The sequence below is a fragment of the Streptomyces sp. NPDC039423 genome (assembly GCF_055598725.1).
The window spans coordinates 348,655-360,631 of the sequence record NZ_JBVKAH010000002.1 but is presented as its reverse complement, the minus strand read 5'-3'; the positions used below and the strand labels follow the sequence as shown (position 1 = coordinate 360,631).

General features: G+C 72.9%; 14 protein-coding genes. 9 read left to right on the top strand and 5 right to left on the bottom strand.

What is annotated here, in order from left to right; translation table 11 throughout:
* Position 1 precedes the first annotated feature (1 nt).
* Both ACZ7LK_RS07660 and ACZ7LK_RS07655 read left to right on the top strand, forming a co-directional pair.
* Positions 2 to 1,435: an aldehyde dehydrogenase family protein gene (locus tag ACZ7LK_RS07660; protein WP_392272370.1), complete on the top strand. Its 1,434-nt coding sequence runs from the start codon at positions 2 to 4 to the stop codon at positions 1,433 to 1,435.
* Positions 1,428 to 2,327 (top strand): aldehyde dehydrogenase family protein, encoded by a 900-nt coding sequence (locus tag ACZ7LK_RS07655; protein ID WP_392272371.1) that lies wholly within the window; start codon positions 1,428 to 1,430, stop codon positions 2,325 to 2,327. Before ACZ7LK_RS07660 ends, ACZ7LK_RS07655 begins: the two co-directional genes overlap by 8 nt.
* 74 nt (positions 2,328 to 2,401) lie before the next feature.
* Here the strand turns inward: ACZ7LK_RS07655 and ACZ7LK_RS07650 are convergent, their stop codons facing one another.
* Positions 2,402 to 2,764 (bottom strand): hypothetical protein, encoded by a 363-nt coding sequence (locus tag ACZ7LK_RS07650; protein WP_392272372.1) that lies wholly within the window; start codon positions 2,762 to 2,764, stop codon positions 2,402 to 2,404.
* A 54-nt stretch (positions 2,765 to 2,818) separates the two neighbouring features.
* Between ACZ7LK_RS07650 and ACZ7LK_RS07645 the strand changes: the two genes are divergently transcribed.
* Positions 2,819 to 3,535 carry a uridine kinase family protein gene (locus tag ACZ7LK_RS07645; RefSeq protein WP_471138937.1) on the top strand — a complete coding sequence of 239 codons (717 nt, stop codon included), beginning with the start codon at positions 2,819 to 2,821 and terminating at the stop codon, positions 3,533 to 3,535.
* Positions 3,536 to 3,728: 193 nt separating this feature from the next.
* On the opposite strand, the gene ACZ7LK_RS07640 is transcribed toward ACZ7LK_RS07645, so the two are convergent.
* A complete protein-coding gene (locus ACZ7LK_RS07640; RefSeq protein ID WP_392272374.1) occupies positions 3,729 to 4,466 on the bottom strand; it encodes a SigE family RNA polymerase sigma factor in 738 nt (245 codons plus the stop codon).
* Positions 4,467 to 4,615: 149 nt separating this feature from the next.
* On the opposite strand from ACZ7LK_RS07640, the gene afsQ1 reads away from it, so the two are divergent.
* From afsQ1 to ACZ7LK_RS07615, 5 genes are all read left to right on the top strand, one after another.
* Positions 4,616 to 5,293, top strand: a complete 678-nt coding sequence (gene afsQ1 / locus ACZ7LK_RS07635; RefSeq protein ID WP_179166385.1) for a two-component system response regulator AfsQ1 — start codon at positions 4,616 to 4,618, stop codon at positions 5,291 to 5,293.
* A complete protein-coding gene (locus ACZ7LK_RS07630) occupies positions 5,290 to 6,783 on the top strand; it encodes an ATP-binding protein (RefSeq protein WP_392272375.1) in 1,494 nt (497 codons plus the stop codon). Before afsQ1 ends, ACZ7LK_RS07630 begins: the two co-directional genes overlap by 4 nt.
* Positions 6,770 to 7,387, top strand: a complete 618-nt coding sequence (locus ACZ7LK_RS07625; protein ID WP_392272683.1) for a hypothetical protein — start codon at positions 6,770 to 6,772, stop codon at positions 7,385 to 7,387. Before ACZ7LK_RS07630 ends, ACZ7LK_RS07625 begins: the two co-directional genes overlap by 14 nt.
* 126 nt (positions 7,388 to 7,513) lie before the next feature.
* On the top strand, positions 7,514 to 8,125 hold the full coding sequence (locus ACZ7LK_RS07620) for a VanZ family protein (RefSeq protein WP_392272376.1): 612 nt from the start codon (positions 7,514 to 7,516) through the stop codon (positions 8,123 to 8,125).
* A gap of 79 nt (positions 8,126 to 8,204) precedes the next feature.
* Complete coding sequence (locus ACZ7LK_RS07615) at positions 8,205 to 8,405, top strand: PspC domain-containing protein (protein ID WP_392272377.1); 201 nt, start codon at positions 8,205 to 8,207, stop codon at positions 8,403 to 8,405.
* A 77-nt stretch (positions 8,406 to 8,482) separates the two neighbouring features.
* On the opposite strand, the gene ACZ7LK_RS07610 is transcribed toward ACZ7LK_RS07615, so the two are convergent.
* The gene (locus ACZ7LK_RS07610; protein WP_392272378.1) at positions 8,483 to 8,815 is read right to left on the bottom strand and encodes a hypothetical protein; all 333 of its coding nucleotides are present in this window, start codon (positions 8,813 to 8,815) and stop codon (positions 8,483 to 8,485) included.
* Positions 8,816 to 8,944: 129 nt separating this feature from the next.
* Positions 8,945 to 10,099, bottom strand: a complete 1,155-nt coding sequence (locus ACZ7LK_RS07605; protein ID WP_392272379.1) for an adenosine deaminase — start codon at positions 10,097 to 10,099, stop codon at positions 8,945 to 8,947.
* A gap of 100 nt (positions 10,100 to 10,199) precedes the next feature.
* On the opposite strand from ACZ7LK_RS07605, the gene ACZ7LK_RS07600 reads away from it, so the two are divergent.
* Positions 10,200 to 10,970 (top strand): alpha/beta hydrolase, encoded by a 771-nt coding sequence (locus ACZ7LK_RS07600; RefSeq protein ID WP_392272380.1) that lies wholly within the window; start codon positions 10,200 to 10,202, stop codon positions 10,968 to 10,970.
* Positions 10,971 to 11,008: 38 nt separating this feature from the next.
* Here the strand turns inward: ACZ7LK_RS07600 and ACZ7LK_RS07595 are convergent, their stop codons facing one another.
* Positions 11,009 to 11,968, bottom strand: a complete 960-nt coding sequence (locus tag ACZ7LK_RS07595) for a LysR family transcriptional regulator (RefSeq protein WP_392272381.1) — start codon at positions 11,966 to 11,968, stop codon at positions 11,009 to 11,011.
* Between the last annotated feature and the right edge of the window lie 9 nt (positions 11,969 to 11,977).

The window sequence follows — 11,977 nt, the reverse complement described above, 5'->3', positions numbered from 1 at the left end:
CATGACCAAGTTCGAGTACGCACCCGCCCCCGAGTCCCGCTCGGTCGTCGACATCGCGCCGTCCTACGGCCTGTTCATCGACGGCGAGTTCACCGAGGCCGCGGACGGCAAGGTCTTCAAGACCATCTCCCCCGCCTCCGAGGAGGTGCTCTCCGAGGTCGCCCAGGCGGGTGCCGAGGACGTGGACCGGGCCGTGAAGGCCGCCCGCAAGGCGTTCGAGAAGTGGTCGGCGCTGCCGGGCGCCGAGCGCGCCAAGTACCTCTTCCGCATCGCCCGGATCATCCAGGAGCGCAGCCGCGAGCTGGCCGTCCTGGAGACCCTGGACAACGGCAAGCCGATCAAGGAGACCCGCGACGCGGACCTCCCGCTGGTCGCCGCGCACTTCTTCTACTACGCGGGCTGGGCCGACAAGCTCGACCACGCCGGCTACGGCGCGAACCCGCGCCCGCTGGGCGTGGCCGGCCAGGTCATCCCGTGGAACTTCCCGCTGCTGATGCTCGCGTGGAAGATCGCCCCGGCCCTCGCCACCGGCAACACGGTGGTCCTCAAGCCCGCCGAGACCACCCCGCTGTCCGCCCTGTTCTTCGCGGACATCTGCCGCCAGGCGGGCCTGCCCAAGGGTGTCGTGAACATCCTCCCGGGCTACGGGGACGCCGGCGCCGCGCTCGTCGAGCACCCGGACGTGAACAAGGTGGCCTTCACCGGCTCCACCGCGGTCGGCAAGGCCATCGCCCGCCAGGTGGCGGGCACGCAGAAGAAGGTCACCCTGGAGCTGGGCGGCAAGGGCGCCAACATCGTCTTCGACGACGCGCCCATCGACCAGGCCGTCGAGGGCATCGTCACCGGCATCTTCTTCAACCAGGGCCAGGTCTGCTGCGCGGGCTCCCGGCTGCTGGTCCAGGAGTCGATCCAGGACGAGCTGCTGGACGCCCTCAAGCGCCGGCTGTCGACGCTGCGCCTCGGCGACCCGCTGGACAAGAACACCGACATCGGCGCGATCAACTCCGCCGAGCAGCTGGCCCGGATCAAGGCGCTCGCCGAGACCGGCGAGGCCGAGGGCGCCGAGCGCTGGTCCCCCGCCTGCGAGCTGCCGTCGTCCGGCTTCTGGTTCGCCCCGACGCTGTTCACCAACGTCACCCAGGCGCACACCATCGCCCGCGACGAGATCTTCGGCCCGGTCCTGTCGGTGCTGACCTTCCGTACCCCCGACGAGGCCGTCGCCAAGGCCAACAACAGCCAGTACGGTCTGTCCGCCGGTATCTGGACGGAGAAGGGCTCCCGCATCCTGGCGGTGGCGAACAAGCTCCGCGCGGGTGTGGTGTGGGCCAACACGTTCAACAAGTTCGACCCGACCTCGCCCTTCGGCGGCTACAAGGAGTCGGGCTTCGGCCGCGAGGGCGGCCGCCACGGCCTGGAGGCGTACCTCGATGTCTGAGTCTTCCCGACTGAGCGTGCTCAAGACCTACAAGCTGTACGTCGGGGGCAAGTTCCCCCGCAGCGAGAGCGGCCGGGTGTACGAAGTGCAGGACCACAAGGGCAAGTGGCTGGCCAACGCGCCGCTCTCCTCCCGCAAGGACGCGCGGGACGCGGTCGTGGCGGCGCGCAAGGCGTTCGGCGGCTGGTCGGGCGCCACGGCGTACAACCGCGGACAGGTCCTGTACCGCGTCGCCGAGATGCTGGAGGGCCGCAAGAGCCAGTTCGTGCACGAGGTGGCGCACGCCGAGGGGCTGTCCAAGTCCAAGGCGGCCGAGGTCGTCGAGGCGGCCGTGGACCGCTGGGTCTGGTACGCGGGCTGGACGGACAAGATCGGCCAGATCGTGGGCGGGGCGAACCCGGTGGCGGGCCCGTACTTCAACCTGTCGACCCCGGAGCCGACCGGCGTCGTCGCGGTCGTCGCCCCGCGGGAGTCGTCCTTCCTGGGCCTGGTGTCCGTCGTCGCCCCGGTGATCGCCACCGGCAACACGGCGGTCGTCATCGCCTCCGAGAAGGCCCCGCTGCCGGCGCTGTCCCTGGGCGAGGTGCTGGCCACCTCCGACCTGCCGGGCGGCGTCGTCAACGTCCTGTCCGGCCGGGCGGCCGAGATCGCCGCCCCGCTCGCCGCGCACCAGGACGTCAACGCCATCGACCTGACGGGCGCCGGAGCCGAGCTGGCCCGCGAGCTGGAGATCGCCGCCGCGGACAACCTCAAGCGCGTGCTGCGCCCCGGGGGCGCGGACGGCGAGGACTTCACGGCCGACCCGGGCACGCACCGCCTGACCGCGTTCCTGGAGACCAAGACGGTCTGGCACCCCACGGGCTCCCTGGGCGCCTCGGGATCGTCGTACTGATCCCCGTGTGACCGAACGGCTCCGCCTCCCCTCCGTCCGGGGGAAGCGGAGCCGTTCTCGTGGCCGCGGGAGCGTCAGCCCGGGATGACCCCGCCGAGCAGGGGGCCCGCGACCGGCAGCCCGGGCAGGCTCGTCAGGGAGCCGGTCGCCGAGGTGGTGTCCACCGGCTTGAAGTCGCCGACCTGCGTGCCCACACCGTTGTTCAGCGGGTCCACGCCCGTCTGCGCCAGCGGGTTGACCTTCAGGTTCTTGGCGACCCCCGTCACGTGCGGAACGGCGCCCATCGTCCCCTGGAGGGCCGCCTGCGGGTCCGTCTTCGGTAGCTGCGGCACCTGCGGCGGCTGCACCACCGCGTGCGCCGCGCCACCGGTGACACCGAGGGCGGCGCCCAGCGCCGAGACGGCGACCCCGGCCTTCAGCAAGGTATGACGTGTCATGGAAGCTCCTGCCACCTGCGTAACGTGTCGGGTACGCACCGTATTTGAGATGTGATGCTGGATACCAACGGGTCCCTGGCGGGGTCCCCCTACCGGGTCAATGGTTCAGACTGGTGTCCCGTGAGTTCCCAACCGATCCCGACCCGCGTCGTGCTGCTCGCGGGCCCCTCCGGCTCCGGCAAGTCCTCCCTCGCGGCCCGCACCGGCCTGCCGGTGCTGCGCCTCGACGACTTCTACAAGGAGGCCGACGACCCGACGCTCCCGCTCGTCCCCGGAAGCACGGACGTCGACTGGGACTCCCCGCTGTCCTGGGACGCGGACGCGGCGGTCGCCGCCATCACCGAACTGTGCGCCACCGGGCGCACCGCCGTCCCGGTGTACGACATCGCCAGCAGCTCGCGCGCCGGCCGGGAGGTGCTCGACATCGAGCGGACCCCGCTGTTCGTGGCCGAGGGCATCTTCGCGGCGGACATCGTGGCGCGCTGCCACGGGCTCGGTGTGCTGGCGGACGCCCTGTGCCTGCGCGGCCGGCCGTCCACCACGTTCCGCCGCCGGCTGCTGCGGGACCTGCGCGAGGGCCGCAAGTCCGTGCCGTTCCTGCTGCGCCGGGGCTGGCGCCTGATGCGGGCCGAACGCTCGATCGTCACCCGCCAGGCCGCGCTGGGCGCCCACCCCTGCGACAAGGCCGAGGCGCTGGGCCGTCTCGCCGCCGCCGCGGCGGGCCGTCACCGCGGGCCGGCGACCCCCGCCAGGGCGCCCGAACCGGCGTAGCGGTACCGCCCGCCCCTCACGCACCGGCCCGGACACGGGAACAGCGCGTGGCCGGACAGGACCCCCCGTCCTGTCCGGCCACGCGCCTTCTCATTTCCCCGTTACCCCGTTGTCCCCCCCGGTTCCCCCGTGTCCCCCGTTCTCCGGTCGCCGTCCGCCGTCTCCCCCGAAACCGCGACCGGCCCCCCTGCCTTCAGGCCACGAGCTGGCCGAAGGACTCCTCCTCGTCACGGCCGAAGCTGAGGACCTCGTCCTCGCGCAGCCGGCGGAGCGACCGCCAGATGCTCGACTTCACCGTGCCGACACTGATGTCCAGGATCTCCGCGATCTCCGGATCCGTACGGCCCTCGTAGTAGCGCAGCACCAGCATGGTGCGCTGGAGTTCGGGCAGCCGGGCGAGCGCCTGCCACAGCACCGCGCGCAGTTCCGTGCCGCGCATCGCGTCGGTGTCGCCGGCGGACTCCGGGAGTTCCTCGGTCGGGTACTCGTCGATCTTCCGCCGCCGCCAGGCGCTGATGTGCAGGTTCGTCATGGTGCGGCGCAGGTAGCCGCCGACCGCCGCCTTGTCGCTGATGCGCTCCCAGGCGCGGTACGTCGAGAACAGCGCGCTCTGGAGCAGGTCCTCCGCCTCGAACCGGTCACCGGTGAGGTGGTAGGCGGTGGCGTACAGGGAGGCGCGGCGCTCCGTCACGTAGGCGGTGAACGCCGCTTCGGCATTCGCAGCCTCCGTGAGGTTCGTCCGCTCCCCCGTTGCCTCCCCGTACGCCGTTCCCCCGTCAGTCACGGCGACCATGTACGGCGCCTTGTGCTGACGCCCGGCGCTGCGAACGCACCCCCGCCCGTTCACGGCACCGGACTTCTCCGTGCTCCGCGTGACGTCGTGGAGACGCGTGACAACTGCGCTGGAGGTGGTGCTGTGCAGTGCGTTCATCTCGCGCCCCCCGTCGGTTGGAGTCCGTTTCGGTCCGTGTGCCAATGACTCTGCCGGGGCCACTTCATAGCGGTGTCCGCCGACTGTCACAGACCTGTCACAGGCCCGGGCGGTCGAACTGTCCGGCCCCCATGGGACAGAATGACGGCGTGCCTTTCCTGTTGCTGATCGAGGACGACGATTCCATCCGCACGGCCCTCGAACTCTCGCTCTCCCGCCAGGGCCACAAAGTGGCCACCGCGGCGACGGGCGAGGACGGCCTGAAACTGCTGCGCGAGCAGCGGCCGGACCTGATCGTGCTGGACGTGATGCTGCCCGGCATCGACGGTTTCGAGGTGTGCCGCCGGATCCGGCGTACCGACCAGTTGCCGATCATCCTGCTGACCGCGCGCAGCGACGACATCGACGTGGTCGTGGGCCTGGAGTCCGGTGCGGACGACTACGTCGTCAAGCCGGTGCAGGGGCGGGTGCTGGACGCGCGGATCCGGGCGGTGCTGCGGCGCGGCGAGCGTGAGTCGACGGACTCGGCGACCTTCGGATCGCTGGTGATCGACCGGTCGGCGATGACCGTGACGAAGAACGGCGAGGACCTCCAGCTCACGCCGACGGAGCTGCGGCTGCTGCTGGAGCTGTCCCGCCGCCCCGGTCAGGCGCTGTCCCGGCAGCAGTTGCTGCGGCTGGTGTGGGAGCACGACTACCTGGGCGACTCGCGCCTGGTGGACGCGTGCGTCCAGCGGCTGCGGGCGAAGGTGGAGGACGTGCCGTCCTCGCCGACCCTGATCCGCACGGTCCGGGGTGTGGGCTACCGGCTGGACGTGCCTGCGTGAGGCGGACGAGTCTGCGGCTGCGCCTCGTCGTGGTCTTCGCCCTCGTCGCGCTGACGGCCGCCGCCTCCGCGTCGGGCATCGCGTACTGGCTCAACCGGGAGGCGGTGCTCCAGCGGACGCAGGACTCGGCGCTGAACGACTTCCGCCAGGAGATGCAGCGGCGGGCCGCCACGCTGCCGCTGCGGCCGACGCAGGAGGAGCTGCGGCGCACGGCCGAGGAGATGTCGTCGGGCGGTGTCGGCTACGGCGTGGTGCTGCTGGGCGAGCGGGCCAAGGGCAAGCCGATCGTGGGGGTGTCGGACCCGGACCGGTTCACGATGGACGACGTGCCCGAGACGCTGCGGCTCGCGGTGAACGAGCGCCAGGAGGTGGCGGACGGCAACCGGTTCCCGTACCACCTGTTCTGGCAGCGGACGACGCGGGACGGCACCCCCTACCTGGTCGGCGGTACGCGGATCGTGGGCGGCGGGCCGACCGGGTACATGTTCAAGTCGCTGGAACCCGAGCGCCAGGACCTGAACTCACTGGCGTGGTCGCTCGGGATCGCGTCCGCGCTGGCGCTGATCGTCTCGGCGCTGCTGGCGCAGGCGGCGGCGACGACCGTACTGAAGCCGGTGCACCGGCTCGGCGAGGCGGCGCGGCGGCTGGGTGAGGGCGAGCTGGACACCCGGCTGCGGGTGTCGGGCACGGACGAGCTGGCCGACCTGTCCCGGACCTTCAACAGCGCGGCGGAGAGCCTCCAGAAGAAGGTCGCGGACATGAGCGCGCGGGAGGAGTCCAGCCGCCGGTTCGTGGCGGACATGTCCCACGAGCTGCGGACGCCGCTGACCGCGCTGACCGCCGTGACGGAGGTGCTGGAGGAAGAGGAGGACGGCCTCGATCCGATGATCGCGCCGGCCGTCGCCCTGGTGGTCAGTGAGACCCGGCGGCTGAACACGCTGGTGGAGAACCTGATGGAGGTGACCCGCTTCGACGCGGGCACGGCACGGCTCGTGCTGGACGACGTGGACGTGGTCGACCAGGTCACCGCGTGCATCGACGCGCGGGCCTGGCTGGACGCGGTCGAGCTGGACGCCGAGCGCGGGACGATGGCGCGGCTGGACCCGCGCCGGCTGGACGTGATCCTCGCCAACCTGATCGGCAACGCGCTCAAGCACGGCGGGTCGCCGGTGCGGGTGTCGGTGCGGACGGTGGACGACGACCTCTTCATCGAGGTGCGCGACCACGGGCCGGGCATCCCCGGGGAGGTGCTGCCGCACGTCTTCGACCGGTTCTACAAGGCGAGCGCGTCGCGGCCGCGTTCGGAGGGGTCGGGTCTGGGCCTGTCGATCGCGATGGAGAACGCCCTGATCCACGGCGGGGACATCACGGCGGCCAACTCGCCGGACGGCGACGGGGCGGTGTTCGTGCTGCGGCTGCCGCGCGACGCCTCCGCCACCGGCGCGCCGGACGGCGAGGAGCGGGAGGGTGGCGGTGATGGGGGTGCGTGAGCGGCGGGGTCCGGTGGCGCTGGCGGGGGTCGCGGTGCTGGCCGCCGTGCTCGCCGGCTGCGGGATCCGTACGACGTCGGTGCCGGTCGACGCGGGCGCCGCGCCGTCGCGGCTGCCGTGCAGCGTGTCGGGCGGGGACGTCGCTCCGCAGGCGCAGTTGCAGCAGCCGGTGCCGGTCCGGGTGTACCTGGTGTGCGCGTCGGGCCTGGAGGCGGTGGACCGTACGGTCCCGGAGTCCGGCGACAAGAACCCGGGCGGCGGCCGGGTCGCGGTGGCCCGGGCGCTGCTGAACCAGCTCCTGGCCGAGCCGTCGGCGGGCGAGCGCGAGGCCGGGTTCACCACCTCGGTGGAGGGTCCGCTGACGGTGTCGGCGGGCCGGGAGGGCGATCCGGAGGGGTCGCTGCGGCTGAGCCGTCAGCCGGAGGACCTGCCCGCGGCGGCACTGTCGCAGATCGTGTGCACGTACGCGGAGAACGGCGCGACCGCGGAGGGCGGCTCGGCGCTGCTCGGCGGGCCGGGTTCCTACCCGGTGCGGCGCTACGCGTGCACGGCCCAGCTCAGGGAACGCCCCGACTCGGCGGTCCCGACCCGGCCGGCCTCCTGAGCCCGCTGCCCGGGCCCGGTGGCACAGGCCCGGTGGCACCGGCCCGGGCGGGTGGGCGGCCCGGGCGAAGAAGGCGGTGTTGTCGACCGTCCCGGGGGCGGAACCGATCGTGCCGGTCGGCGCGTCTTGGGGGGCGTGCAGCGTCTTGGTACGGACGGCAGTGCCGTCATCCGCTTCCGCGCGGCGGGGCTCATCCTCCTCATCGCCCATCTGGTGCTCGTGGCGTGGCTGACGCTCCGGCCGCGGGACGTGATGTGGGTGACGGCGGCCAATCTGGAACCCCTGGCCGGGATCAAGGCCGATCTGGCGCTCGGTCCGGCCGAGGCCGCGAGACGGATCGGCGCGGGCCTGCTGCTGCTGGCCCCGCTGGGTGTGCTGCTGCCCATGGCGGGCGGCCGGCTGGCGGTCTCCCCGTGGGCGTCGCTGGCCCGGACGGTCGTGGCGGGCGCGCTGGTGTCGCTGGGCATCGAGCTGCTTCAGACGGCGGTGCCGGGCCGGGTCGTGGACGTGGACGCCCTGCTGCTGAACACCACGGGCGTGGCGCTGGCGCACCTCGCGGTGGTGCCCGCGTGGCGGGGGCGGCTGCGGCGCCGGGACCGGGGGCCGGGCCGGGACGGGGGCCCGCGGGCGGCCGGCGGTGGCGGCCGGGGCCGGGGCCGGCGCGGGATGGGGCTGCTGCGGGAGGACGTCTCTCAGGGTGCGACCCCGAGGATTCCCAGGGTCGGTGTCGCCCCGTAGTCCGACGTTTTGTCCGGGCCTTCGGGGCGAGGATGGAGTCATCGATGAGATTCGACTTCCTCCCGCGAAGGAGCCCACCATGGCCGCACTTGCCCGCCCCCGTGACGGACGCGTGATCGGCGGAGTGTGCGCAGCGCTGGCACGGCGCTTCGGCACCTCCGCGACGACGATGCGCGTGCTCTTCGTGGCGTCGTGCCTGCTGCCCGGACCGCAGTTCCTGCTGTACCTGGCGCTGTGGATGCTGCTGCCGTCGGAAAAGGCCGCCAAGCCGGCCTGGTGATCGTCACGCGTACGCGCCTGGGGCGCCCGCCTTGTGTGAAGGCGGGCGCCCCAGGCGCGTACGCGGCTGCCGGTGGCTCAGGCGCCGAGACCGGCGACCGGGAGGGAGCCGCCGATGGGCAGGCCGCCGAGGAGGCCGGTGGCGGCGGCCGGGTCGATGGGCAGGCCCTGGACGGAGGCGTTCTTGGTGGCGGCGCCCGCCAGCTCCTGGCCGGTGCCGAGCAGTTCGGTGGCGTTGTTCGGAGCCTGCTCGACGGCGGACTGGAGGACCGGCACCGCGGTGGCGGTGGCGGCGCCCAGCGCGGCGCTGGTGGGCGTCGTGGTGGCCGCGGAGGCGGTGCCGGCGGCGGTGGCGGCGAACGCGGCGCCGAGAGCGGCGACACCGAGGGTCTTGGCGGCGGACTGCTTCATCGAATGTCGTCCTTGCGGGAACTCGGGGAAAGATGAGCGGCTCTGCAACTTAGTCATCGTCCCGTGACGCCCGCAAACACCCCGAGCGGCCGGGTCATGGGATTCCCGGCCGTCCGGACAAGGGCGTGTTCAGGGGGTTTTCGGCGAGACATCGCTGGTCGCAGCGGTCTGCCGGAACAGCCATTCGGACTTCAACTCGGCGTACCCCGGCTTGATGACGTCATTGATCATCGCCAGTCGTTCATCGAAAGGAATGAATGCTGATTTCATCGCATTGACGGTGAACCACTGCATGTCGTCGAGCGTGTAGCCGAACGTACCGGTCAGCAGCTCGAATTCGCGGCTCATGCTGGTGCCCGACATCAACCGGTTGTCGGTGTTGACCGTGGCCCGGAAGTGCAGGGTGCGCAGCAGCCCGATGGGGTGCTCGGCGTACGACGGGGCGGCGCCGGTCTGGAGGTTGGAGGTCGGGCACAGTTCCAGCGGGATGCGCTTGTCGCGTACGTACGCGGCGAGCCGGCCGAGGGTGACGGTGCCGTCCTCGGCGACCTGGATGTCGTCGATGATCCGCACGCCGTGGCCCAGCCGGTCGGCGCCGCACCACTGGAGCGCCTGCCAGATGGACGGCAGGCCGAAGGCCTCGCCCGCGTGGATGGTGAAGTGGTTGTTCTCGCGCTTGAGGTACTCGAAGGCGTCGAGGTGGCGGGTGGGCGGGTAACCGGCCTCGGCACCCGCGATGTCGAAGCCGGCGACGCCCTTGTCGCGGTAACGGTTGGCCAGTTCGGCGATCTCCAGGGCACGGGCGGCGTGCCGCATGGCGGTCAGCAGGGCGCCGACGCGGATGCGGCGGCCGCTCTCGCGGGCGCGCCGCTCACCGAGGCGGAAGCCCTCGTTGACGGCCTCGACGACCTCTTCGAGGGTGAGCCCCTTGTCGAGGTGCTGCTCGGGGGCGTACCGCACCTCCGCGTACACCACACCGTCCTCGGCGAGGTCCTCGGCGCACTCGGCGGCGACGCGGACGAGGGCCTCGCGGGTCTGCATGACGGCGCAGGTGTGGGCGAAGGTCTCCAGGTAGCGCTCCAGCGAACCGGAGTCGGCGGCCTCCCGGAACCAGAGACCGAGCTTGTCCGGCTCGTGCTCGGGGAGCGCCGTGTAGCCGGTCGCGTCGGCCAGGTCGAGGACGGTGCCGGGGCGCAGACCGCCGTCGAGGTGGTCGTGGAGCAGCACCTTGGGGGCGCGGCGGATCTGGTCCGCGGTCGGGATGTGCGGTGTCTGGCTCGTCATTTTCGAACTCTAGCCCCTACGCGCGTAGAAGGCGCGTCGATACGTAACGGTGACCGCGTGTACGGGGCGCGTACATCTCGGCTTCTGAGACTGTTCTGCCATGGCACACCACGCACTCGTAGGTACGGGAGGGGCGCGGGCGCCCAGGCTGGGCAGGCCCGTGGGAACATCCGGCACGGCGGTGGGCGGCGTGGTGCTGCTCCTGCCGGACGGGGAACCGGTCTCGGGGCGCGGCCCGTCGGCGCTCGCCCACGCGGCGGCCGTCCCGCTGGCGCGCCGCCTGGCCGCCGCGGGCCGGGCGGAGGGCCTGGTGGCGCACGTGGTCCGCTACCGGGGGCGGGGCTGGAACGGGGCGGACGCCCGGCTCGCGGAGGACGCGCGGTGGGCGGCCTCCGAGGCGGTGCGCCGCTACGGGGACGTCCCGGTCTGTCTGGCCGGGCGGGGGATGGGCGGCCGGGCGGCGCTGCGCGCGGCGGGCCACACGGCAGTCAACGCGGTGCTGGCGCTCGCCCCTTGGCTGCCCGAGGACGACGTGGCGGCGACACCCGAACCGGTGAAACAGCTCGCCGGGCGTCACGTGCTGATCGCGCACGGCACGAACGACGCGCGTACGGACCCGGAGCTGTCCTTCCGGCTGGCCGAGCGGGCCAAGAAGGCCAACCGCGACACCTGCCGGTTCGAGGTCCACTCGGACGGGCACGGGCTGCGGGAGCACCACGCGGAAGTGACCGCCCTGGCCGCGGACTTCGTCCTGGGCGCCCTGTTCGGCCACCCCTTCTCCCGCCCGGTCGCCGACGCCCTGGCCGCCCCGCCGCCGCTGGGCCTGCGGATGCCGCTGGCCTCCGGCTTCGGCGGAGCCCGCGGGCGGTAGGCGCGGCGGGCCCGGCGGTACGGGGGCGGCGGGGCGGTCTACTCCGGTTCGCTGAGGAGGCGGCCCCGGCGGGACAGCAGGAACCGTTTGAAGGCGGCCACCGGCGGGGTGTCCGGGTGCCCGTCCAGCCAGGCGACACCGATCTCGCGGGCGGCCCGGGGTGCCGTGACCGTGAGCTCGACGACGCCGGGGCGCGGGACGGCCGGGGGCGGGAGCAGCGCGACGCCCAGGCCCGCCGCGACCAGGCCGCGCAGCGTCTCGGCCTCCTCGCCCTCGAAGGCGATCCGGGGCGTGAAGCCCGCCTCGGCGCACAGGGCGTCGGTGATGCGGCGCAGCCCGTACCCGGGCTCCAGGGTGACGAACGTTTCCTCGGCCGCCTCCGCCAGGCGGACCCGCCTGCGCCCCGCCAGCCGGTGGTCGTCCGGGACGACGAGCCGCAGCCGCTGCTCGTCCAGGCGGCGGGCCACGAGGTCGGGGGCGTCCGGCACCGGGGACGTCAGGCACAGGTCCAGGTCGCCGGCGCGGAGGCGCTCGATCATGGCCTCCCCGTAGTTCTGGACGAGCGTGAACCGGACCCGGGGGTGGTCCACCCGGAAGGCCCGGATCAGCCCGGGGACGGTCTCCGAGCCCAGGGTGTGCAGGAACCCGAAGGCGACCCGCCCCGCGGAGGGGTCGGCGTCCGCCCGTACCGCGTCGGCCGAGCGCTCCACCTCCGCCAGCGCCCGCTCGGCGGAGGCCAGGAAGGTGCGCCCGGCCGGGGTGAGCGAGACGGTGCGGCCCTTGCGGGCGAACAGCGCGACCCCGAGGTCCTGTTCCAGGCGCACCATGGCCCGCGACAGCGTCGACTGCGGGACGCCGATCTCCTGGGCGGCGCGCGTCACGTGCTCGTGGCGGGCGACCGCGGCGAAGTACGCGAGCCGTGGCGCGAGCAGCAGGCCCATGTCTTCTTCGTTACTGTTCGGTGACAGCCACTCCGGTGAACTGCGGTTATGCGCCATGGGAACGAT